Raw genomic sequence first — 22,151 nt, forward strand, 5'->3', positions numbered from 1 at the left:
GTTTTTTTTATGTTTTTTAGGGCGCCTTCTCCGAGAAAGGCGCTTTTTTTATGGAATGATAGATAAGGGAGAGAATGAAATGAAAAAAGAAAAAGCGGTTGTGGTGTTCAGCGGAGGCCAAGACAGCACGACTTGTTTATTATGGGCTTTGCAAAACTTTGAAGAAGTAGAAACCGTTACATTCCATTACAATCAGCGTCATCAAGAAGAAATTGATGTGGCAAAATCGATTGCCGAAAAACTCGGTGTCAAAAATCATCTGCTTGATATGTCTCTTTTAAATCAGCTTGCGCCAAACGCGCTGACACGGGATGATATCGAAATTGAAGCGAAGGACGGGGAATTGCCGACAACGTTTGTGCCGGGACGCAACCTCGTGTTCTTATCGTTTGCTTCCATTCTTGCGTATCAAATCGGCGCGCGCCACATCATTACCGGTGTTTGCGAGACTGATTTCAGCGGCTACCCGGACTGCCGTGACGAGTTTGTCAAGTCCTGCAATGTCACCGTCAACTTGGCGATGGAAAAGCCGTTTGTCATTCATACGCCGCTTATGTGGCTGAACAAAGCGGAAACTTGGAAGCTTGCTGATGAGCTCGGCGCGCTTGATTTTGTAAAGAATAACACACTGACTTGCTATAACGGCATCATTGCGGACGGATGCGGCGAATGCCCGGCATGTCTGCTCCGCAATAAAGGATATGATGAATATATGAAAATGAAAGGAGAGCGGAATTAATTGCTTTCTCAAATTTACCCGCAGGTTCAGCATCCTTATTCGTTTGAGTTGAATAAGGACATGCACATTTCAGCCGCGCACTTTATTCCCCGTGAAAGCGCCGGAGCGTGCAGCAGAGTCCACGGGCACACATATACCGTAAATATTACCGTCGCAGGTGATGAACTGGATGATTCAGGCTTTCTCGTGAATTTCAGCGTGCTGAAGAAATTGGTGCACGGCGCTTATGACCACACATTGATGAATGACCATGATGAATTTTCTGATGATGACAGATACTCGCTTCCGACAACTGAAGTCGTGGCCAAAACGATTTACGATAAGGTTCAGTCCTACCTTGAAACACTGGAGAATCAGCCGGTCTGCGTCCAGATTTTTGTCAGGGAAACCCCGACGAGCTATTGCGTATACCGCCCGAAAAAAGGTGATATGAATGGCTAAAGGAATCCCGGTATTAGAAATTTTCGGACCGACGATACAAGGGGAGGGCATGGTCATCGGCCAGAAAACCATGTTCGTCCGCACGGCTGGCTGCGACTACTCCTGCAGCTGGTGCGACTCTGCTTTTACATGGGACGGCTCAGCCAAAAAAGATATCCGCTGGATGACGGCGGAAGACATTTACCGCGAGCTGAGAGAAATCGGCGGAGACGCCTTTTCCCATGTCACCATCTCAGGAGGAAACCCGGCGCTGTTAAAGCAGCTTGACGCGCTGATTCTGCTGTTGAAAGACCACGGTGTGCGCGCCGCTTTAGAAACGCAGGGAACGGTCTATCAGGATTGGTTTACCATGATTAACGATCTGACCATTTCACCGAAGCCGCCAAGCTCGGGAATGACAACCGATTTTGCAAAGCTTGATCATATTGTGTCTTCGCTTGATGCGGCAGAAAGGCTCAGCGCGGTCAGCTTAAAAGTCGTTATTTTTAATGATGAAGATCTGCAATTCGCGAAAACCGTGCATAAGCGGTATCCGAATATCCCGTTTTATCTTCAGGTCGGTAACGATAACGTCCATACGACGGACGATCAGGCATTAATTGCGCATCTGCTCGGAAAGTATGAAAAACTCGTTGATAAGGTTTCTGCCGATGCCGATCTGAATCTCGTCAGAGTCCTGCCTCAGCTGCACACACTGCTCTGGGGCAATAAACGGGGAGTTTAATAGAAAGGGAGAATTTACATGACCAGAAAAGAATCAGAATTAGAAGGAGTTACGCTCCTGGGGAATCAAGGGACAAACTATTTATTTGAATATGCGCCGGAGGTTTTGGAATCATTTCCGAATAAACATGTGAACCGTGATTATTTCGTTAAATTCAACTGTCCGGAATTTACGTCGCTTTGCCCGAAAACGGGACAGCCGGACTTTGCAACCATCTATATCAGCTATATTCCTGACGAAAAAATGGTGGAAAGCAAATCGTTAAAGCTGTATCTTTTCAGCTTCCGCAACCACGGAGATTTCCACGAGGACTGCATGAACATCATCATGAATGACTTGATCGAATTAATGGACCCCCGTTACATTGAAGTGTGGGGCAAATTCACGCCAAGAGGCGGAATCTCCATTGATCCGTATACAAACTACGGCAGACCGGGAACAAAATATGAAAAAATGGCCGAACATCGGATGATGAATCATGATATGTACCCGGAGACGATTGATAACCGTTAATTTACGAGACGGATACGGACTCGGGGCGTAACCTAAAACCCCCGCCTTTTAGGGCGGGGGTATTTTTTTGTCTGCAAAACGTTACGGGAAAAGTCTGAAGGGAAGAAAAAAGACGAGTAAACCCGGGGGGAGTGTACTCGCCGCTTCATTACGTGACGGGTGCTGGATGGCAGCTCGTCTGTTTTATCATAAAATAGGGAACATACGTTTGTAAAGGCCTGCGCCGTTTTTTTCCATGCGGAGCGGATCAATTGTGAATAAATGATCAGAATGATAGCATGTCCTGTAAAAAGAAGGAGTGTTTTTCATGGAGCTGTTAGAGTTGAACGGTGTAAGGCTTAAGATGTATGACTGTAAAGAAAGTGCGGGCAAAAACGGCCGCGTTATCTCATTTATATTGAAGGTGACCTCTGAAACGTATCATGATATTGCCGTCCTTTTGTATGAAAAAACTTTTGAAATCAAGGTGCCAAAGCGGGGGCTTGATTTCCGCGGCAAAATAACCAACTACTATACATCCGTCACAAATCTTTACAATAAAGACGAGACCGGAGATTTTTTTGTTGAAATGACTGAGATCTGAATTCATTTGAAAAAGCTGCCGGGCGGCAGCTTTTGTACGGGATATGTAAATGGTTCGGATGGTTTGGTGGGGCTTAATAGGAGTCTTTGATGATTTTGTAATTCTTATGGTTGACGACAGTGAGGGAATCTAATTCAAGATCACGATAATTATCCATGATGGTTACATCAACGATGACGGAGTTTTCATTTACCTTTTCAACGATACCGGTTAATCCGTTTTTAAATTCAATGACGTTTCCAACCTTAGCAATTTTCACGAGCTTCCTCTCCTTTATCATAAATCCTGTTTGAAAATATTTTGCAGTATTTTCTTTAAGAAGTAAAGCGATATGGGTATCAGCCCGCTCAATCATTGTCCCGGCGGGGGAAAGATGGTATATTGATTTTCGGGAAAAAGCCGAGAAAAGGGGGGTGTGTTTGTTGCTGCCTGAGGAAATATCAGAACGTATCAACCAAATACGCACCGGTGAAGTCAAAGAATTCAGGGTGCAGAAAGAACATTTTCTTGCATTTCGAGCGGTTTTGTCGAAGCAGGAAGATTTTAAGCATTTCCGCGGTATTGCCCAGCAGGGCGGAGATGTTGTTTTCCAGTATTTAGAACAGCCAAGAAGCTGACGGCTCCTCGCACATGAGGAGTCTTTTTTTGATTTCGGTGTTTCATTTCATCCTGCTGTAACAGATGTAAACAAAATGTAAAATCCCTCCGATGGATACTTTTACTGCTATTTGGTTAATGTTGTGAGAATGACGGCCGTTTTCCTTCCAATAACAAGGATGTTAACGAACTTCTTCCATCATAAAAGCTGATTGGGAGCGCTGGAAAATCTTTAACCGTGAATTTGCGTACAGCTCTTGTTAAGGTAGTGAAGTATTTAAGGAGGAAATCGTATGACGACAAAATTTGCTGCCTTGGCTGTCTTTTTTCTTTGTTTTATGCCTGCAACAAAAATTGAACATACAGAAGCTCTGTTTACTTTAGCGAAGAAGCCAAAGCAAGAATCCAGCACACTGGTTGCTGATTTAAATAGAAAAGGTTCGGTTCCGAAGCTTTCAAAAACTGATCAGAAGCATTCTATCCATCCGATAAAGCTGTCATCTCATCTGGAGAAGAAAGCCAAACCGGAGGAGACGGCTTATCAGCCCCCGAAAAAGACGTATTCCCGTGCTGACAGAGAACTTCTGTCACGTCTCGTTCACGCGGAAGCGAAAGGTGAGTCTTATAAAGGGAAGGTTGCGGTAGCCAGCGTAGTGCTGAACCGGACTGAAAAGAACGGCTTCCCGGATACCATTCGGGGTGTGATCTATCAAAGGAATGCATTTGAGCCGGTAGCAAACGGAAGCATTAATCAAAAGCCGGATAAGGATTCCATTGCCGCCGCAAATGAGGCGCTTGACCATCCGGGCAGAGAAACGAGCGCATTGTTTTTCTACAATCCGAAAACGGCGTCTGACAACTGGATCCGTTCCCGAAAAATTATCGAACGGATCGGCAGACACGTATTTGCTATGTAAGCATAGCGGGATCAAATATCCCGGCTATGCTTTTTTCAATTTTAAGAAATCGAAAATATTTTCAGAACTTGTCTCATATGATGATGGAAGAACGAGAGACAAGGAGAGACACCATGAATCGATTTGTGAAAGGGATCATTCTTTTATCCATTGCCGCCTTTTTCGCTGAATGTCTGGAATTTGTCGTGAATATGATACTGGCGCGGGAGCTTGGCGAGCATGGGATGGGGCTTTACATGAGCATTCTGCCCACCATTTTTTTAATTATCGTGATCGCCAGTCTGGAGCTTCCGATCTCCATTTCAAAATTCATCGCGGAATCCAATCAGAAGCTGCATGAAAGCATGCTGCGGCATGCCTTCAGAATGACCGCCGTATTTACCGCGTTTTCAACCGCGGCCGCAAGCATCGCGCTGCCGTTCATTCCTGTATTCGATACGTATCACCCTTTTATCAAAGGGATTGTCATCGGACTGATCCCCGTCGTCGCTTTTACATCCATCGCCAGAGGCTATTTTATGGGTGTGCAGCAAATGGGGAAAATCGCGGTTGCGAATGTATTGAAAAAAATCATTCAAGTGCTTTGTCTGTTTATCTTTTTTCAATGGTACTCGTTTGAAATTGATATGGCCGTGCTCATTTCATTATTTGTGCTGGTCGCAAGCGATGTCGTGGTGTTCGTTTACTTGTATACGCAGTTTATTTTAGCGCGGAGGACGCTTTCCGGCCATCAGCATATTCACCTGCGCGGCAAGGATGTGAGGAAACGCCTTCTGGCCGTATCCATTCCGACAACGGGACTTCGTATTTTTCACGCGGTGACAAACGCCATTGAACCCTTCTTAGTAAAAGGAGCGCTGCTGGCGTCGGGGGCAGCCGGGACCGCTGCGATTGATCAATACGGCATGCTTGCCGGTGTAGCGGTGACGATCGGTTCGTTTCCCGCATTTATCGCTCATTCGCTGATGGTTGTTATGATTCCGAGCATTTCAGAAGCGTACGCGCTGTCTCAATATGATATTGTACTGAAACGCCTGAGACAATCGATTTTTATTACATTCGGCTACGGCATTCCGGCTGTCTGGATTATGTTTCAGTTCGCGGCCCCGCTGACCCATTTGTTTTTTCAGTCTCCGGAAGCGCAGTATTATTTGCAGCTTTTGTGGCCGTATTTTCTTTTTCATCTGTTCGTGATGCCGCTTCAGGCCTGTCTGATCGGCATCGGCCATGTAAAGACGGCGTTTTATCATAATGTATGGAGCCATATCGTGGCGCTTTCGATGATGTATGTGCTCGGTTCTATGCCGGAATTGCAAATGCTCGGCATTATACTCGGCATGAATACCGGCATGATTCTTCTGACAAGTTTACATTACGCGACAATCTGCAAAGACCTCGGTGTCTCCGTGTTTCTGACGGGAGGCGGAAGAACAGCGCCCCGGATTGAAGGCTGATACATTTCGATAAGGAAGGGCAAGCTATCCGAAACGCATGAAAGGAAGATCGTATGCATAAAACCCGCCTTATTGTATGTGCAGTCCTTTTGATAGCTGCAGCCGTCTGGATGCCTGAAGCGAAAGCCTCATCAGAAAAACGGGCAATTCCCGCTGTGTTTTTGATGAAGACGATTGAAGGAGACAAGATATCGATCCCGGATAAAGGGCAGAAAACAATTTTGCATTTTTGGACATCGTGGTGTCCGTCTTGCAAAAAAGAACTGCCTCAGTTCCAAACGTACTATGAACAGAGTCAGTCCGATGATGTAAGACTTGTAACGGTAAATCTGATGAATGCCGAGCGAAACAAAGATACCGTTCAAAACTTTGTCAATCAGCACCATCTCACATTCCCGATTGTTCTTGACTCTAAAGGCGAGCTCATGAAGGAATACAATGTGATGACGATTCCCACGTCATTTCTGTTGAATGAAAAAGGGGAAATCGAAAAAAAGATCGTCGGTCCGATGACCGCATCACAATTAAAAGAATGGTCTGAGAAATAAAAAGGCGCGGGAGGATTTCCTCCCGGCCTTTTTTTGCATATAATGAACAGCTGAAGGAGTGCTAATGATAATTATTATCAAAAAGAAATTAAAACAATTATAATTGAAATCTTCCGCCGGCATGCTATAATAAAGAAAACACCGCGATATTACTGTGAAAATGCTGCCTGTTAGGCGGCTGTTTTTGCTTTTATCGGGGAATTGAAGATGATTTGCGTTCTCAATTAGAGAGGAGAATTCATAATGAATGAACAAGTGATGTCTCAAGCCCATTCACAACAGCAGATACAAGAAGAACGGTCCGGAAAAAAGTGGCTCCAGCATGCGGAGCTCATCGCGGCTCTCGTATCCGGCGCCCTCATTCTTGCGGCCTGGTTTTTCACCGAAACAAAAGGCCTGTCCGTCACTTTGTATATCCTTGCCTTCCTGATCGGCGGATTTGCAAAAGCGAAAGAGGGCATCGAGGATACACTGGAAACGAAGACGTTAAATGTTGAACTGCTGATGATTTTTGCCGCTGTCGGTTCTGCCCTTATCGGTTATTGGGCGGAGGGCGCCGTCCTTATTTTTATTTTTTCGTTAAGCGGCGCGCTCGAAACATATACGATGAATAAGAGCAGCCGTGATTTAACCTCCCTGATGAAACTGGAGCCGGAGGAAGCGACCTTGATTGCGGATGGACAGGAAAAGCGGGTGCCGGCCGCTGAACTGAAGATCGGAGACATGATCGTCATTAAGCCGGGCGAACGGGTAGCGGCCGACGGGATTATTGAGTCAGGCGTGACGAGCCTTGATGAATCGGCGCTGACGGGTGAAGCGATGCCGGCGGAAAAAACACCCGGAGATTCTGTGTTTACAGGAACGGTAAACGGAAACGGCTCCTTAACAGTCCGTGTTACGAAAACAAATGAACAGTCCTTATTCAGAAAAATTATCAGACTGGTGGAATCGGCTCAAAACAGTGTGTCACCGGCCCAGGCGTTTATTGAGCGATTCGAAAGTGTCTATGTCAAAGGCGTGCTTTTAGCCGTGGCTTTGCTTTTATTTGTTCCTCATTTTGCATTAGGATGGAGCTGGAGTGAAACCTTTTACCGGGCGATGGTGTTTATGGTGGTCGCCTCGCCGTGCGCACTTGTCGCTTCCATCATGCCCGCTGCGCTTTCCCTTATTTCAAATGGGGCCCGCAACGGATTATTGGTCAAAGGAAGTGTATTTTTAGAGCAGCTGGGAAGCGTTCGGATGATTGCGTTTGACAAAACCGGCACGGTAACGAAAGGACAGCCGGCAGTCGCGGTTTTCCAAGCGGCAGAACATGTGAATGAAGATGAGATCATGCAAGCGGTGTATGCGATTGAAAAGCAATCAAGCCACCCGCTTGCAAAAGCGATAGCTGAATTTGCCGAAAGCCGAGGCGCCGCGCCCGCAGGCCATACTTTAATTGACGAGACGTCCGGATTCGGTGTTCAGGCTGATATAGAAGGAGTTAAATGGATGATCGGAAAAGCGGGATTTGCAGGCGAAGAGGCGGCAGACGCTTTTTTGAAAACATCGGGAAAAGAGTTAAAAGGGAAAGGCTTTACGCTTGTTTTCGTTAAGAAAGATGACCGGATAGCAGGCTGCTTTGCTTTAAAGGATCAAATCCGCCCTGAAGCCAAAGCGGTGATGGCTGAACTTAAATCACTGGGCATTAAAACCGCCATGCTCACAGGCGATCAGCCTGAAACAGCGGCTGCCATTGCAAAAGAAGCGGGCATGACGACGGTTGTTGCAGATTGTCTGCCCGACCAAAAGGCGGAAGAAGTGAAGAAGCTGAAAGAAACGTACGGTACAATCGCCATGGTGGGGGACGGCATTAATGACGCGCCCGCTCTGAAAACCGCTGACGTCGGTATTGCGATGGGCGGAGGGACGGACGTGGCTTTAGAAACCGCTGACTTGGTCCTCATGAAAAATGACCTTTATAAGCTTGTGAAAATGTGCAGACTCTCACGGAAAATGAACCGGATTATTAAGCAGAATATTGTTTTCTCGCTTTCGGTCATCTGCCTGCTGATCTGCGCCAACTTTCTGCAGGTGATGGAACTGCCGTTTGGTGTGATCGGTCATGAAGGAAGCACGATTCTGGTCATACTGAACGGACTGAGATTATTAAAATAAGCAGAACAGCCGCACACCGGGCGGCTGTTTTTTTAATGTTCGTTCACAGCATAAACGCCGGAAAACTGATAGAATGAAAAAAGAGTCACATTGGTAAGGAGGAAAAACAAAAATGAACAGATTAGAACGTGTTTCATCTTGGCTGAAAAAAGAAGGGCATGACGCGGCGTTTATACATACAAAGGAAAACGTATTTTATTTGACTGATTTTTATACAGACCCGCATGAGCGGTTAATGGGATTATTCCTGTTCCAGGAACAGGAGCCGTTTTTCGTTTGCCCCGGAATGGAAGCCGGACAAGCCCGCAGCGCCGGGTGGGAGCATGATATTATCGGATACGGTGATCACGAAGATCCGTGGGAGCTGATAAAAGCCGAGCTTGCAAGACGAAATATGCGGCTTGATTCCATCGCGGTTGAAAAGGATTCGATCTCACTTTCCCGCTCAGAACAACTTAAGCACGCTTCAGGTGGCGCCGCATTTGCATCGGCAGAAGAAACACTCAACCAATTCCGTCTCGTCAAAGATGAGAAAGAAATCAGCATTCTGAGGGAAGCGGCAAAACTCGCGGATTACGGAGTTGAAGTCGGTGTCGCGGCGCTTAAAGAGGGTGTGAGTGAAACAGAAGTACTGGCGCAGATTGAGTTTGAGCTGAAGAAAAAAGGCGTGCAGGGCATGTCATTTTCAACAATGGTGCTGTTCGGAGAAAAATCAGGCCAGCCTCATGGAAATCCGGGTACAGACCGGTTGAAAAAAGGTGATTTCGTTCTGTTTGATCTGGGCGTTATTCTTGACGGCTACTGCTCAGACATAACGAGAACATTCGCATACCAATCAATCAGCCCGAAGCAGGAAGAGATTTACGAAACGGTGCTTAAAGCTGAACAGGCGGCGCTTCAATTAAGCAAACCCGGCGTCAGAATCGGCGATCTTGATTTAAAAGCCCGCGGCATTATTGAAAAAGCCGGATACGGGGACTATTTCCCGCACCGTCTCGGCCACGGACTCGGAATTTCAGTGCACGAATATCCATCAATGAGCAGTGCGAACGACACACTCCTTCAAGAAGGAATGGTATACACAATAGAACCCGGGATTTACGTGCCTGATGTAGGCGGCGTGCGCATTGAAGACGACGTGTTTGTCACAAAAGACGGCGCCGAAACATTAACGCAGTATCCGAAAGAATTAACGATCCTGAAATAGAAAGCTTTGTGATAAAAAAGGACGGTTCTGGAAGGCAGCGTCCTTTTTTATCACCTTTTAAATGAAAAAATCATCAAAATGCTGAAATGGTTTGATATCATGCTTTTCCCGCAGCGGCCGCACAGCAAGATAACTGCCGCCGAGTATGGCCAGACACAAACCGATTAAGCAAAGAATCCCCATCACTGTTATTCTCCTTTCAAACGAATAGGCTGTATCTGTTTTTAGCTTACTGTATGAAACGCATTCCAGATCAAGGGAAAAAAGAAGGGGGGACGCCATGGCCACGATCAGAGACATTGCCGGCGCTGCCGGGGTCTCCGTTACAACCGTATCAAGAGTATTAAACAATCATCCGTATGTAAGTGAAGACAAAAGAGAAAGAGTGAAAAAAGCGATGCAATCGCTCGGATACAGGCGCAACATTCATGCTGTGCATTTATCCAAAGGTTTTTCCGATATGATCGGCGTTGTGCTTCCGTCGGTGAATCTTCCGTATTTTGCAGACCTTGTCGCAGGTATTGCTGAGGCTGCCGAAGCGTCAGGCGTGCATCTTTCTTTATACCAGACAGATTATCAGCAGCAAAAAGAACGCTTTGCCTTATCACAATTACAGGAGCGCCAAGTGGACGGCCTGATTATCTGCTCCAAAGCAATTCCTGATGAGCATCTGCTTTCCGTGCAAGAACCGCTCATCCTCTGCCAGCATACTGATACGGCGGGGCTTTCCTCAATCAGTAATCCGCACCGGGAAGCATTTCGGCACGGTCTGGATTATCTGATAGAAAAGGGACACCGGAAAATAGCGATCAGCCTGGCGAGAAAAAAGGGGAAAAACAGTCAAGTCCGCATTGCCGCATATAAAGAGGCGCTGAAGAAGATCGGGCAGCCTTACAGGGAAGAGCTGGTTGTGGAAAAGGCGCTGACGCTGCTTGACGGAAAAGCTCTTTTTCATAGATGGCAGAGCTGGGATGACAAACCGACTGCGCTGTTTGCGGCGAATGATCAAGTGTCCGCCGGTCTTTACCTTGAAGCCAAAGCAAACGGGACAAGAATTCCGGAAGAGCTTGCGATTTTGAGCATCGACAATCATGATATCAGCAGGATGCTGGGTATTTCCACAATAGATATACAAACGAAAGAAATGGGAAAGCAGGCTTTTCACATGCTTGAGAATCGGATCAGCGGAGAGCCCCCGTCAAGGAAGGTTCTTGATTACCGGCTTATTGAACGATCATCCGTCTAAAAAAAGAATTGACGCGCTTTCCGTTCGTTTTGTACGATATGAGGTATTGAATGACAAAGGAGCTGAGGATCATGAAGGGGTCCTTTACAGTTGAGAAGGTATTAAATAACAATGTGCTCATCGCAACACATGATAGATACAGTGAGGTCGTCTTAATCGGGAAAGGGATCGGCTTTGGAAAAAAACAAGCGGATGTCATTGAAGATAAAGGATATGACAAGATGTTCATCTTAAAGGATGAAAAAGAACAAAAACAATTTAAAAAGCTCCTCGGTTATGTGGACGAGACACTTGTCGACATCTCCAATGACGTCATTTATCATATCAAGAAGCGGACAAGCCAGCCGTTGAATGAACATATCCATATTGCGCTGACGGATCATATCGCCTTCGCGGTAAAGCGGCTGCAGCAGGGCTTTGACATTAAAAACCCGTTTCTTATGGAAACCGAAACACTTTATCCGGAAGAATTTCAAATTGCCCGTGAAGTCGTCGGCATGATTAATGAAAAGACGGGAATCTGCTTTCCGGAAGGAGAGATCGGCTTTATTGCTCTTCATATCCATTCCGCTCTTACGAATCGGCCCCTTTCAGAGGTCAACCAGCATTCACAGCTGATGTCCCGGCTCGTTCAGGTGATAGAGGAATCTTTCCAAATGGAAGTGAATAAAGAAAGCGTCCACTATTTGCGGCTGATCCGGCATATCAGATTTACCATAGACAGGATTAAGCGGGAAGAGCAGACAAAAGAACCAGAAAAGTTAATGTTATTATTGAAAAATGAATACCCGCTATGCTACAATACTGCTTGGAAACTGATAAAAATCTTGCAGCAAATGCTGAAAAAACCAGTTCATGAGGCGGAAGCGGTTTATCTCACGCTTCATCTGTACCGATTAACCAATAAAATTTCATAATTTCAGTTGAAACCTTTAAAAACGTGTCACTGATTCGATCAGGCATGAGTGATTGAGGGTAAAAAACGGGAAGAACGGTCCCGTTATTTTGCACACCCTTTTTTACTCATGCCTTTTTTGTTGTGTAAAAGGGCAAATGTAAACGGTTAAACTGAAGACTTGCGCCTATGAATTCGTTGTCATGAATTTTCGCTGTAAGGTCACACTAGCTAACAGAGGAGGTACATCTTTTATGTTTAAAGCATTATTCGGCGTTCTCCAGAAAATCGGCCGTGCTCTTATGCTTCCGGTTGCGATTTTACCGGCAGCGGGGATCTTGCTTGCGTTAGGAAATGCCATGCAGAACAAAGATATGATTCAAGTGATGCATTTCTTGAGCAATGATAACGTGCAGCTTGTGGCGAACGTCATGGAAAGCGCCGGCCAAATCGTATTTGACAACCTGCCGCTTCTATTTGCAGTAGGGGTAGCGATCGGTCTTGCGAATGGAGACGGCGTTGCCGGAATCGCGGCTATTATCGGATACTTGGTCATGAACGTATCCATGAGCGCCGTGCTGATGGCAAACGGCAGTATTCCGTCTGACAAAATTGAACGGGCAAAGTTTTTTGCGGAAAATCATCCGGCCTATATTAACATGCTGGGGATACCGACTTTGGCGACGGGCGTGTTCGGCGGTATTATCGTCGGGGTTCTGGCCGCGTTATTGTTCAACAAGTTTTATAAAATTGAACTTCCGCAGTATCTCGGGTTTTTTGCGGGTAAGCGGTTTGTCCCGATTATCACATCAATTTCCGCATTAATTCTCGGTCTTATTATGTTAGTGATCTGGCCTCCAATCCAGCACGGTCTGAATTCCTTCTCAACGGGACTTGTGGAAGCGAATCCAACCTTGGCAGCCTTTATTTTCGGAATGATTGAACGGTCATTAATTCCGTTCGGCCTTCATCACATTTTCTACTCGCCGTTCTGGTATGAATTTTTCAGCTATAAAGATGCGGCTGGAGACATCATCCGCGGAGATCAGCGGATTTTCATGGCTCAGATCAAAGACGGCGTACAGCTGACGGCAGGTACATTTATGACGGGGAAATATCCGTTTATGATGTTCGGCCTTCCGGCGGCAGCGCTTGCAATCTATCATGAAGCGAAGCCTGAAAAGAAAAAACTTGTAGCCGGAATCATGGGTTCTGCCGCTCTGACAAGTTTCTTAACGGGGATTACCGAGCCGCTTGAATTCTCATTCTTGTTTGTGGCTCCTATCCTGTTTGCGATTCACTGCGTATTTGCTGGACTTTCCTTTATGGTTATGCAGCTATTGCATGTAAAAATCGGTATGACTTTCTCAGGCGGTTTGATTGACTACTTCCTGTTCGGAATTCTGCCTAACCGTACGGCTTGGTGGCTGGTCATTCCAGTCGGCTTAGGATTTGCCCTCATTTACTACTTCGGTTTCAGGTTTGCGATCAGAAAGTTCAATCTGAAAACGCCGGGCCGTGAAGAAGAGGCTGAGGATGAAGGGGCAGGCGTATCAGGCGAAGCCGGCGACCTTCCTTATGAAATCCTGCAGGCAATGGGTGATCAGGAAAATATTAAGCACCTTGACGCTTGTATCACGAGACTTCGCGTCACGGTCAACGACCAGAAGAAAGTGGATAAGGCCCGACTGAAACAGCTTGGCGCATCAGGCGTTCTTGAAGTCGGAAACAATATTCAAGCCATTTTCGGCCCGCGCTCTGACGGTTTAAAAACTCAGATGCAGGATATTATCGCGGGACGCACGCCGCGCCCGGAACCGAAAGTATCCGCACAAGAAGAAGTCAGCCAGCAGGTTGAAGAGGTTATCGCGGAGCCGCTCCGAAATGAGCAGGGTGAAGAAGTGTTCGCTTCTCCGATCACCGGCGAAATCCATCCGATTACGGATGTGCCTGACCAAGTGTTCTCAGGAAAAATGATGGGTGACGGTTTTGCGATTCTTCCTGAAGAAGGAATTGTCGTATCGCCAGTCCGCGGAAAAGTGTTGAATGTTTTCCCGACAAAACATGCGATCGGCCTTCAGTCTGACGGCGGAAGAGAGATCCTGATTCATTTCGGTATCGACACAGTCAGCCTGAAAGGTGAAGGATTCACTTCATTTGTTTCTGAAGGTGACCGGGTTGAACCGGGTCAAAAGCTGCTTGAAGTTGATCTTGAAGCGGTTAAACCTCATGTTCCTTCATTAATGACACCGATTGTCTTTACAAACCTTGCCGAGGGCGAAACGATTTCCCTTTCAGCCGAAGGTACTGTAAAACGGGAACAAAAAGATATTGTGAAAATCGGAAAATAAGCATATAAATACGCCGTGCTTGTCAGATGACAAGTACGGCTGTATGATATAATATTGTGTAGTAATATAGCTTTAATTTAAAGGAGAATGATAATCATGGCACAAAAAACATTTAAAGTAACAGCAGATTCCGGAATCCACGCTCGTCCTGCGACAGTTCTTGTACAGACTGCAAGCAAATATGATGCTGACGTAAACTTAGAATATAACGGTAAAACAGTAAACCTTAAGTCTATCATGGGCGTTATGTCTCTAGGTATCGCTAAAGGCGCTGAAATCACAATTTCCGCTTCAGGCGCTGACGAAAACGATGCTCTTAACGCTTTAGAAGAAACAATGAAAAGCGAAGGACTCGGCGAGTAATGCAAGAATTAAAAGGAATAGGCGCTTCAGCCGGAATTGCGATTGCAAAAGCATATCGGCTTGAAGAGCCGGACTTAACGGTTGAAAAGAAAAACATTGCTGATGCTGCGGCTGAAGTAAGCCGTTTTGATGAAGCGATTGTACGTTCTAAAGAAGAGCTTGAGAAAATTAAAGAGCATGCTTTAAAAGAACTGGGACAAGACAAAGCTGACATTTTCTCCGCGCACCTTTTAGTTCTGAGTGATCCTGAGCTGCTAAATCCGGTAAAGGAGAAAATCAGCACAGATTCAGTCAATGCTGAATTCGCTTTGAAGGAAACAGCTTCCATGTTCGTTACCATGTTTGAATCAATGGATAACGAATACATGAAAGAGCGTGCGGCGGATATCCGTGACGTAACAAAACGTGTGACGGGGCACCTGCTGGGCGTGGAAATCCCGAACCCGAGCATGATCTCAGAAGAGGTTGTCATCGTGGCTGAAGATTTGACACCGTCTGATACGGCGCAATTAAACCGTCAATTTGTAAAAGGTTTCACAACCGATATCGGCGGACGTACTTCACACTCCGCAATCATGGCCCGTTCGCTTGAAATTCCGGCTGTTGTCGGCACAAAAGCGGCTACAGGCACAATTGAAAACGGTGTTACGGTAATCGTAGACGGCATCGATGGTGATGTTATCATCGATCCTTCCAGTGAAACGTTAAAGAAATATGAAGAAAAACACAGTGCTTATCTGGCGCAAAAAGCTGAGTGGGCAAAGCTTGTCAATGAACCGACTGTTTCAAAAGACGGCCATCATGTAGAGCTTGCCGCAAACATCGGCACCCCTGATGATGTAAAAGGCGTTCTTGAAAACGGTGGAGAAGCTGTAGGGCTTTACCGTACGGAATTCCTATACATGGGACGCGACCAGCTTCCGACAGAAGACGAGCAATTTGACGCTTATAAAACGGTTCTTGAGCGTATGGAAGGAAAATCAGTTGTCGTCCGGACATTGGATATCGGCGGCGACAAAGAGCTTCCTTACCTTCAGCTTCCTAAAGAAATGAACCCGTTCTTGGGCTACAGAGCCATCCGCCTTTGCCTTGAAGAGCAAGAAATCTTCAGAACTCAGCTGCGTGCGCTGCTTCGTGCAAGTACATACGGAAACTTAAAAATCATGTTCCCGATGATTGCGACAGTAAACGAGTTTAAACAGGCGAAAGCGATTCTTCTTGAAGAAAAAGAAAAACTCGTCAAAGCCGGCGTAACGGTTTCTGACGATATTGAAGTCGGTATGATGGTAGAGATTCCGTCTACAGCCGTTATCGCAGATCAGTTTGCCACAGAAGTTGACTTCTTCAGTATCGGAACAAATGACTTGATCCAATACACGATGGCTGCTGACCGTATGAACGAGCGTGTGGCTTATCTGTATCAGCCATACAACCCGGCGATTCTCCGTCTTATCACCCTTGTCATTGAAGCCGCTCACAAAGAGGGCAAATGGGTCGGCATGTGCGGAGAAATGGCAGGAGACGAAATTGCGATTCCGATTCTTCTCGGCTTAGGCTTAGATGAGTTCTCAATGAGCGCTACATCCATCCTTCCGGCAAGAACGCAGATCAGCAAGCTTTCTAAAAAAGAAGCTGAATCATTCAAAGAAACAATCTTGTCTATGAGCACGACAGAAGAGGTTGTCGCATTCGTTAAAGAAACATTCAATAAGTAATACAACAGCCAGACGGTGTAAGCCGTCTGGTTTTTTTCATATTCGGAAAAAAGCGGGGAACAATAACTTTCAACAGGAGGGATTATCATGACAAAACCGTTTGGGGCGGGGGATACGGTCTATGTGATTTACCGCAATCCGCATGCCGCCAATGTTGCCCATATTAAAGAAGCAGAGATCGTTCATCATCCGTATCATGAGGGAGAACTGTCTCTGTTTTTATACGAAACCTATCATCCGCTGGCCGAAGATGATGCGGTCTTTTCGACATATGAGGAAGCAGAAGCGCTTTACAGCGAACTTTTTGACGAAGACCGGTATCACTGATCAAAGGAAATGTTTACAACGCATATTCACTCTCTTTTGGACGGAAAGTAACAACATGAGAATATGTAAAGGGAGTGTCAGTCCATGCTGAAACCGTTTGTCCCCCAGCTTGTTTATATAGAACCGCGAGCGCTCGAATACCCGTTAGGGCAAGAGCTGAAAAGTAAGTTTGAAAACATGGGACTTGAAATCAGAGAAACGACATCGCATAATCAAGTCCGGAATATTCCGGGAAAAAACCATTTGCAGCAATATCGGAACGCAAAATCAACATTGGTGATCGGCGTCCGGAAAACATTGAAATTCGATTCTTCAAAGCCGTCCGCTGAATACGCCATTCCATTTGCGACGGGCTGTATGGGGCATTGCCACTATTGCTACCTGCAGACAACGATGGGATCAAAGCCTTACATCCGTACGTATGTCAATGTGGAAGAGATTCTGGATCAGGCTGATGAGTATATGAAAGAACGGGCTCCGGAATTTACAAGATTTGAAGCCTCTTGTACGTCTGACATCGTAGGAATCGATCATCTGACACACACATTAAAAAGGGCCATTGAACACTTCGGACAAAGTGAATTGGGAAAGCTTAGATTTGTGACCAAATTTCACCATGTCGATCATTTGCTTGATGCGAAGCATAACGGAAAGACAAGGTTCAGATTCAGCATCAATGCGGATTATGTCATTAAAAATTTTGAACCGGGAACATCTCCGCTCGACAAACGGATTGAAGCCGCCGTCAAAGTCGCTAAAGCGGGCTATCCGCTCGGTTTCATCGTGGCGCCGATTTATATTCATGATGGCTGGGAAGAGGGCTATAAGGAACTGTTTGAGAAGCTTGACGCGGCACTTGCTGAAGATGTTCGGCATGACATTACATTCGAACTGATTCAGCACCGATTCACAAAACCGGCCAAACGGGTGATCGAGAAGAACTATCCGAAAACAAAGCTTGAGCTGGATGAAGAAAAGCGAAGGTACAAATGGGGACGCTACGGAATCGGCAAGTATATATATCAAAAGGACGAAGAACATGCCTTAAGGGAAACGCTCGAGACTTATATCGAAACTTATTTTCCGAAAGCGAAAATCGAATATTTTACGTAAGGCGGAGCTGTCGGCATGACGGCTCTTTTTTTGCTGCGCCAAATGGCGGAAATTTTTGATATTTATTTCAAGGTTTATTCATTTTCTTGGCCGAAAGACCGATATAACATTCAGGAGGGGATGGTTATGTTTAAAAAAATGCATATCAAAATTGCTGTATTTGTCTCAGCAATGCTTTTCGTAACGGTTGTTTTTTTAACGGTTTCTTCATATTTGACATTAAAGCCCATGATGACGGAGGAAGCAAAACGTACGACAGAGAATGTCACCAATTCACTCGGTCAGAACATTGAGCTTCAGCTGAAAAATGATGAGACTGTATTATTGAGATTAGCAGGCGGTGAATTGTCCCGGACGTTTTTAACAGATGGGAAGAAAGAAACCGCACAGCTCTTTAATGATGAGTTAAAGCAGATCGGACAGAATGACAAATATGTCGCGCTTGCATACGTCGGAACCGCGAACAAACAAATGTTTACATATCCAAAGGCTGATTTTGCCAAAGACTACGATCCGACAAATAGAACGTGGTATAAGATGGCGGTCGAAAAACCGGATAAGGTGGTCTGGACTGAGCCTTATAAAGATGTTGTGACGGGAGACATGATCGTGACAGCGGCAAAAGCCATACAAAACAATGGAACCGTCATCGGAGTGGCGAGCTTAGACCTGAAGCTGTCCTCCATTCAGAGCATGGTCAATGATCAAAAGGTTCCATATAAGGGGTTTGCATTTTTAACGGATGAAAACGGTTCTCTTCTGGCGCATCCGTCAAAACAGGGGAAAAACATTTCGGAAGATCAAACGTTAAAAGAAATCAGCTCAGACAAAGAAGGCGTCAAAGAGCGCGAGGGCAACATGGTTGTCTATCAAACGATAAAAGAAACAGGGTGGAAAGTCGGAACGCAGTTTGAAAAAGATCAGCTGATGGGAGTAGCTGACAAAATGAATACTGTGAGCATTTTCATGTCACTGATCGCCCTTGTGATTACGATCGGACTCAGCTATTTCCTCGCGAAATCGATAACCGGTCCGATTCAGCAGCTGATCGCCAAAACAAATTCGGTCTCAGCGGGAGATTTAACCGTCCGCGCCCAGACAAAATCAAAAGATGAAGTAGGCGTGTTAACAAAAGACTTTAACCAAATGGTTGAAAATATGAAAGAGATGGTCGAACAGGTCAAGACCTCTTCAGAAAAAGTGTCCGACACGTCTGACCAATTAACCGTCATCTCACAGGAAACAAATGAAACGAGCGGACAAATCGCAAAAGCGATAGAGGAAGTTGCCGCCGGAGCGACAGAACAAGCGTCAGAGGTTGAGACAATCAATGAAAGATCAGAAAATCTCTCAGTTAAAATAAAAGGAATCGCGGATCGCGCGGGCAGCATAAAACAACTCTCAAAATCTTCAGAGGATGCCAGCTACAAAGGACTGGATGCGCTCGGCCAGCTGCTTATGAAGTCAAATGAAGCCAATTCAGAAACGAAAAAAGTAGAGGCAATGCTGACTGATCTGGAAAAACAAACGAAAAACATAGAAGAAGTCGTGACGGCAATATCAGCGATTTCAGACCAGACGAATCTCTTGGCGCTGAATGCGAGTATTGAGGCCGCAAGAGCGGGAGAAAGCGGCCGGGGCTTTGCCGTCGTCGCTGAAGAAGTCCGCAAGCTTGCTGAACAATCAGCTCTTTCTTCCGGCCATATCAGTGAGACGGTCCGACTGATTCAATCAGAGACAAAAGATGCGTCACACGCAATGATCGAGGCAAGCAGAATGAATGATGAACAAAACAGCGCCATTCATGAAACGGGTGAAGTGCTCAATCTGATTACGACAGAAATGCAGTCTCTCGTTCAAGGCATAGATCATATTTACAATGACATTCAAAAAATGAGTGAAGAACAAGCGGCGATACAAGAAGCGATTCAAAGCATTTCCGCTATTTCTCAAGAATCTGCGGCAGCGGCGGAAGAAGTGAATGCTTCAACTGATGAACAGCTCGTTACGCTTGAAAAAGTGAAGCAATCAACTGACATGTTAAAGAGCGCGAGTGAAGATCTGATCAGCGCCATTTCTAAATTCACCTTGTAGCGCGGACTCTTTTTCACTCTAGTCTGTAATATGGTAATCTAGACATGAAAGAGTGATATATGAATCGCATCAGGGGAGGAAAGCGCAGTGAACAAAACGGTCGGATTTATCGGTTTAGGCGTCATGGGAAACAGTATGGCAGCGCACATTTTAGAAGCGGGTTATCCTGTTTTAGTCTACACGCGGACGAAACAAAAAGCGGAGGAGATCCTGAATAAGGGAGCGGTCTGGCAGGAGACAGTCAAAGACCTTTCAGAGAAAGCAGACATCATTATTACTATGGTCGGCTATCCGAGCGATGTCGAGGAAATCTATCTCGGCGAAAACGGTATTCTCCGGCATGCGAAAGAAGGGGCGTTTGTCATTGACATGACGACATCAAAACCGTCTTTGGCGAAAAAGATAGCGGAGAAGGCCAAAGAGAAGTCAATTCACGCCTTGGACGCACCCGTTTCCGGCGGTGACATCGGCGCCCGGAACGGAACGCTTGCCATTATGGCCGGCGGAGAAAAAGAAGCATTTGAAGCATGTCTGCCGCTTTTCTCCGTTATGGGGGAGAACATTCAGTATCAAGGGCCGGCAGGGAGCGGCCAGCATACGAAAATGTGCAATCAGATCGCGATTGCAGCAGGAATGGTCGGAGTGGCTGAAGCGATGGCTTACGCTGAAAAATCCGGTCTGAACCCGGAACAAGTGCTGAAAAGCATTACAACCGGAGCGGCCGGAAGCTGGTCTTTGTCCAATCTCGCTCCCCGCATGCTGAAAGGCGATTTTGCACCCGGATTTTACGTGAAACACTTTATAAAAGACATGGGAATCGCTCTTGAAGAAGCGGAGCTCATGGGAGAAGAGATGCCCGGATTGGCGCTTGCCAAATCATTATACGACAAGCTTTCCGCGCAAGGTGAAGAAAATAGCGGGACTCAAAGCATTTATAAGCTTTGGGTGAAATAAAAAAAGATTGCCCGAATGCGATATTTTATGGATGCCGAGGAAGCGAAGGCTTACGATGGTGTTTTGTAAACAACGATCTGCAAACCTTGTATTCTTAGAGCCTTTAATGAAGACAGGAACTTGGCAGGGGAATGTATTAACGTGTATCCATTTATAATGTTCTACTGTGAATAGTTTGGAAAATCCCCCTCGTTTGTTTGATGCAGACTGTCTATTATAAATCAAAAGGGGGATTTCCGAATAATTATAAGGATTAATACAACTTTCCAACAGTAGGATGTATCATGTTTGATTCAAACTATGAATTCGAGTAACCCAAATGTACATAGCGATAAATCGAGTTTGTGTTCCCACAATTAAAACCTAATAATTTGCATCCGAAATTGAAACTCTACAGATTAGCCTTCTAGCAAAACTGAAAAATAAAAAAGGATGTATCGTAATAAATCCAAGAGATAAATCCAAGAGATTTACGAAAACATCCTCGATTCAGAGATTTCATCATTACACTGTTTTTTGAGAATTCCAGATGAAATCAACGTTAAACCCATTTGTTAATAATATGAATTTTAATGTTGTACAGTAATATAGTGTTTCAGTACTCCTCTATGGGTTTGATTTCCCCAAGTCGTTGCCACCATTACATCATACTTGCCTGCTGGAATATTTTTTGTTGAAAAGCTTACTTTAAAACTGCGAATATTACGGCCATTAACAATTGTATATTTGACTGAATCTCCTTTTTTATTTAAAAGATCAACTACAACACCCTCGTTTAGCTCATGATTAGACATAGTACCTGTTACGACAATAGAAGTAGCGTGTTTTGAGTAAGTATTAGCATCTGTTTGGAATTTAATTGCTCCTTTTGAAGTCATGGCAAACGCTTCTGAACTGTTTGAGAAAATCCCGAATGTCAAAAGAGCAGCTGCGAATAGTGTCATTACAATTTTTTTCAATTGAAACTTCCTTTCTCCATTTATTTAGAAACCCATTTACCTATACTAATAAATTTTGGAAAAGTATTCAACGGAAAAATAGGTAAATTCTACTTTTTATTATAAAAAAGTATTACTAAAGAAGTGAAAGGCTGAGCAAAATCAATATAATCATCACGTTTGAGATTTTACAAAAAAGCTCCCGACACCTCTCTGCCGGGAGCTTCAAAAGTTTATAAATTTATAAAGTGCAGGAAAAAGATTGCCCGTCGGGG

23 protein-coding genes are annotated in these 22,151 nt (G+C 45.3%); 20 read left to right on the forward strand and 3 right to left on the reverse strand.

What is annotated here, in order from left to right; genetic code table 11:
- Positions 1-79: 79 nt before the first annotated feature.
- The 5 genes from queC (at position 80) to MHH91_RS07155 (ending at position 3,000) form a co-directional block, all read left to right on the forward strand.
- Complete coding sequence (queC, locus tag MHH91_RS07135) at positions 80-739, forward strand: 7-cyano-7-deazaguanine synthase QueC (protein WP_003154679.1); 660 nt, start codon at positions 80-82, stop codon at positions 737-739.
- Positions 740-1,180 carry a 6-carboxytetrahydropterin synthase QueD gene (gene queD / locus MHH91_RS07140; protein WP_013352043.1) on the forward strand — a complete coding sequence of 147 codons (441 nt, stop codon included), beginning with the start codon at positions 740-742 and terminating at the stop codon, positions 1,178-1,180.
- A complete protein-coding gene (gene queE / locus MHH91_RS07145; protein ID WP_013352044.1) occupies positions 1,173-1,904 on the forward strand; it encodes a 7-carboxy-7-deazaguanine synthase QueE in 732 nt (243 codons plus the stop codon). Before queD ends, queE begins: the two co-directional genes overlap by 8 nt.
- Before the next feature lie 18 nt (positions 1,905-1,922).
- A complete protein-coding gene (gene queF, locus MHH91_RS07150; protein ID WP_003154673.1) occupies positions 1,923-2,417 on the forward strand; it encodes a preQ(1) synthase in 495 nt (164 codons plus the stop codon).
- 307 nt (positions 2,418-2,724) lie between these two features.
- Complete coding sequence (locus MHH91_RS07155) at positions 2,725-3,000, forward strand: DUF3219 family protein (protein ID WP_013352045.1); 276 nt, start codon at positions 2,725-2,727, stop codon at positions 2,998-3,000.
- Positions 3,001-3,073: 73 nt separating this feature from the next.
- On the opposite strand, the gene MHH91_RS07160 is transcribed toward MHH91_RS07155, so the two are convergent.
- Complete coding sequence (locus tag MHH91_RS07160; protein WP_013352046.1) at positions 3,074-3,259, reverse strand: YkvS family protein; 186 nt, start codon at positions 3,257-3,259, stop codon at positions 3,074-3,076.
- Between the two features lie 163 nt (positions 3,260-3,422).
- Here MHH91_RS07160 and MHH91_RS07165 point away from each other — a divergent pair, with 163 nt between their 5' ends.
- The 6 genes from MHH91_RS07165 to MHH91_RS07190 all read left to right on the forward strand — a co-directional run bounded on the left by MHH91_RS07165 (position 3,423) and on the right by MHH91_RS07190 (position 9,880).
- Positions 3,423-3,617, forward strand: a complete 195-nt coding sequence (locus MHH91_RS07165; protein WP_013352047.1) for a hypothetical protein — start codon at positions 3,423-3,425, stop codon at positions 3,615-3,617.
- Between the two features lie 273 nt (positions 3,618-3,890).
- Complete coding sequence (locus MHH91_RS07170; protein WP_014470468.1) at positions 3,891-4,514, forward strand: cell wall hydrolase; 624 nt, start codon at positions 3,891-3,893, stop codon at positions 4,512-4,514.
- A 113-nt stretch (positions 4,515-4,627) separates the two neighbouring features.
- Positions 4,628-5,968, forward strand: a complete 1,341-nt coding sequence (locus MHH91_RS07175) for a polysaccharide biosynthesis protein (protein ID WP_013352049.1) — start codon at positions 4,628-4,630, stop codon at positions 5,966-5,968.
- Positions 5,969-6,021: 53 nt separating this feature from the next.
- Positions 6,022-6,516, forward strand: coding sequence for an endospore biogenesis thiol-disulfide oxidoreductase StoA (gene stoA / locus MHH91_RS07180; RefSeq protein ID WP_014471744.1), 495 nt, complete (start codon positions 6,022-6,024; stop codon positions 6,514-6,516).
- Between the two features lie 243 nt (positions 6,517-6,759).
- Positions 6,760-8,673 (forward strand): heavy metal translocating P-type ATPase, encoded by a 1,914-nt coding sequence (locus tag MHH91_RS07185; RefSeq protein WP_014470466.1) that lies wholly within the window; start codon positions 6,760-6,762, stop codon positions 8,671-8,673.
- Positions 8,674-8,785: 112 nt separating this feature from the next.
- Positions 8,786-9,880 carry a M24 family metallopeptidase gene (locus tag MHH91_RS07190; protein ID WP_013352052.1) on the forward strand — a complete coding sequence of 365 codons (1,095 nt, stop codon included), beginning with the start codon at positions 8,786-8,788 and terminating at the stop codon, positions 9,878-9,880.
- 57 nt (positions 9,881-9,937) lie between these two features.
- Here MHH91_RS07190 and MHH91_RS07195 read toward each other — a convergent pair whose 3' ends face one another.
- Positions 9,938-10,063: a hypothetical protein gene (locus MHH91_RS07195; RefSeq protein ID WP_014470464.1), complete on the reverse strand. Its 126-nt coding sequence runs from the start codon at positions 10,061-10,063 to the stop codon at positions 9,938-9,940.
- A 97-nt stretch (positions 10,064-10,160) separates the two neighbouring features.
- On the opposite strand from MHH91_RS07195, the gene MHH91_RS07200 reads away from it, so the two are divergent.
- From MHH91_RS07200 to MHH91_RS07240, 9 genes are all read left to right on the forward strand, one after another.
- Positions 10,161-11,126: a LacI family DNA-binding transcriptional regulator gene (locus MHH91_RS07200; protein ID WP_013352053.1), complete on the forward strand. Its 966-nt coding sequence runs from the start codon at positions 10,161-10,163 to the stop codon at positions 11,124-11,126.
- A gap of 50 nt (positions 11,127-11,176) precedes the next feature.
- Positions 11,177-12,043: a glucose PTS transporter transcription antiterminator GlcT gene (gene glcT / locus MHH91_RS07205; protein ID WP_088030502.1), complete on the forward strand. Its 867-nt coding sequence runs from the start codon at positions 11,177-11,179 to the stop codon at positions 12,041-12,043.
- Positions 12,044-12,275: 232 nt separating this feature from the next.
- Positions 12,276-14,372, forward strand: a complete 2,097-nt coding sequence (gene ptsG, locus MHH91_RS07210; protein WP_013352055.1) for a glucose-specific PTS transporter subunit IIBC — start codon at positions 12,276-12,278, stop codon at positions 14,370-14,372.
- A 96-nt stretch (positions 14,373-14,468) separates the two neighbouring features.
- Positions 14,469-14,735 carry a phosphocarrier protein HPr gene (locus MHH91_RS07215; RefSeq protein WP_003154654.1) on the forward strand — a complete coding sequence of 89 codons (267 nt, stop codon included), beginning with the start codon at positions 14,469-14,471 and terminating at the stop codon, positions 14,733-14,735.
- Positions 14,735-16,450 (forward strand): phosphoenolpyruvate--protein phosphotransferase, encoded by a 1,716-nt coding sequence (gene ptsP, locus MHH91_RS07220; protein WP_013352056.1) that lies wholly within the window; start codon positions 14,735-14,737, stop codon positions 16,448-16,450. Before MHH91_RS07215 ends, ptsP begins: the two co-directional genes overlap by 1 nt.
- Before the next feature lie 87 nt (positions 16,451-16,537).
- Positions 16,538-16,777, forward strand: a complete 240-nt coding sequence (locus MHH91_RS07225) for a transcriptional regulator SplA domain-containing protein (RefSeq protein ID WP_013352057.1) — start codon at positions 16,538-16,540, stop codon at positions 16,775-16,777.
- A gap of 84 nt (positions 16,778-16,861) precedes the next feature.
- The gene (splB, locus tag MHH91_RS07230) at positions 16,862-17,890 is read left to right on the forward strand and encodes a spore photoproduct lyase (RefSeq protein WP_013352058.1); all 1,029 of its coding nucleotides are present in this window, start codon (positions 16,862-16,864) and stop codon (positions 17,888-17,890) included.
- A gap of 126 nt (positions 17,891-18,016) precedes the next feature.
- Entirely contained in the window at positions 18,017-19,984 is a 1,968-nt protein-coding gene (locus MHH91_RS07235) for a methyl-accepting chemotaxis protein (protein ID WP_014470462.1), read from the forward strand.
- 87 nt (positions 19,985-20,071) lie between these two features.
- The gene (locus MHH91_RS07240; RefSeq protein WP_013352060.1) at positions 20,072-20,938 is read left to right on the forward strand and encodes an NAD(P)-dependent oxidoreductase; all 867 of its coding nucleotides are present in this window, start codon (positions 20,072-20,074) and stop codon (positions 20,936-20,938) included.
- A gap of 569 nt (positions 20,939-21,507) precedes the next feature.
- Here MHH91_RS07240 and MHH91_RS07245 read toward each other — a convergent pair.
- Positions 21,508-21,897 (reverse strand): hypothetical protein, encoded by a 390-nt coding sequence (locus MHH91_RS07245; protein ID WP_014470461.1) that lies wholly within the window; start codon positions 21,895-21,897, stop codon positions 21,508-21,510.
- Between the last annotated feature and the right edge of the window lie 254 nt (positions 21,898-22,151).

The sequence above is a fragment of the Bacillus sp. FSL K6-2819 genome (genome assembly GCF_038008305.1).
GTDB lineage: Bacteria > Bacillota > Bacilli > Bacillales > Bacillaceae > Bacillus > Bacillus amyloliquefaciens.

What these genes read in the sequence shown, in the direction of transcription:
- MHH91_RS07185 (WP_014470466.1), top strand. Translation starts at nt 6,760, where the DNA reads ATGAATGAACAAGTGATGTCTCAAGCCCATTCACAACAGCAGATACAA.
- MHH91_RS07235 (WP_014470462.1), top strand. Translation starts at nt 18,017, where the DNA reads ATGTTTAAAAAAATGCATATCAAAATTGCTGTATTTGTCTCAGCAATG.
- MHH91_RS07190 (WP_013352052.1), top strand. Translation starts at nt 8,786, where the DNA reads ATGAACAGATTAGAACGTGTTTCATCTTGGCTGAAAAAAGAAGGGCAT.
- MHH91_RS07195 (WP_014470464.1), bottom strand. Translation starts at nt 10,063, where the DNA reads ATGGGGATTCTTTGCTTAATCGGTTTGTGTCTGGCCATACTCGGCGGC.
- ptsP (WP_013352056.1), top strand. Translation starts at nt 14,735, where the DNA reads ATGCAAGAATTAAAAGGAATAGGCGCTTCAGCCGGAATTGCGATTGCA.
- queC (WP_003154679.1), top strand. Translation starts at nt 80, where the DNA reads ATGAAAAAAGAAAAAGCGGTTGTGGTGTTCAGCGGAGGCCAAGACAGC.
- MHH91_RS07175 (WP_013352049.1), top strand. Translation starts at nt 4,628, where the DNA reads ATGAATCGATTTGTGAAAGGGATCATTCTTTTATCCATTGCCGCCTTT.
- splB (WP_013352058.1), top strand. Translation starts at nt 16,862, where the DNA reads ATGCTGAAACCGTTTGTCCCCCAGCTTGTTTATATAGAACCGCGAGCG.
- queF (WP_003154673.1), top strand. Translation starts at nt 1,923, where the DNA reads ATGACCAGAAAAGAATCAGAATTAGAAGGAGTTACGCTCCTGGGGAAT.
- stoA (WP_014471744.1), top strand. Translation starts at nt 6,022, where the DNA reads ATGCATAAAACCCGCCTTATTGTATGTGCAGTCCTTTTGATAGCTGCA.
- MHH91_RS07170 (WP_014470468.1), top strand. Translation starts at nt 3,891, where the DNA reads ATGACGACAAAATTTGCTGCCTTGGCTGTCTTTTTTCTTTGTTTTATG.
- MHH91_RS07215 (WP_003154654.1), top strand. Translation starts at nt 14,469, where the DNA reads ATGGCACAAAAAACATTTAAAGTAACAGCAGATTCCGGAATCCACGCT.
- glcT (WP_088030502.1), top strand. Translation starts at nt 11,177, where the DNA reads ATGACAAAGGAGCTGAGGATCATGAAGGGGTCCTTTACAGTTGAGAAG.
- MHH91_RS07200 (WP_013352053.1), top strand. Translation starts at nt 10,161, where the DNA reads ATGGCCACGATCAGAGACATTGCCGGCGCTGCCGGGGTCTCCGTTACA.
- ptsG (WP_013352055.1), top strand. Translation starts at nt 12,276, where the DNA reads ATGTTTAAAGCATTATTCGGCGTTCTCCAGAAAATCGGCCGTGCTCTT.
- MHH91_RS07155 (WP_013352045.1), top strand. Translation starts at nt 2,725, where the DNA reads ATGGAGCTGTTAGAGTTGAACGGTGTAAGGCTTAAGATGTATGACTGT.
- MHH91_RS07225 (WP_013352057.1), top strand. Translation starts at nt 16,538, where the DNA reads ATGACAAAACCGTTTGGGGCGGGGGATACGGTCTATGTGATTTACCGC.
- queE (WP_013352044.1), top strand. Translation starts at nt 1,173, where the DNA reads ATGGCTAAAGGAATCCCGGTATTAGAAATTTTCGGACCGACGATACAA.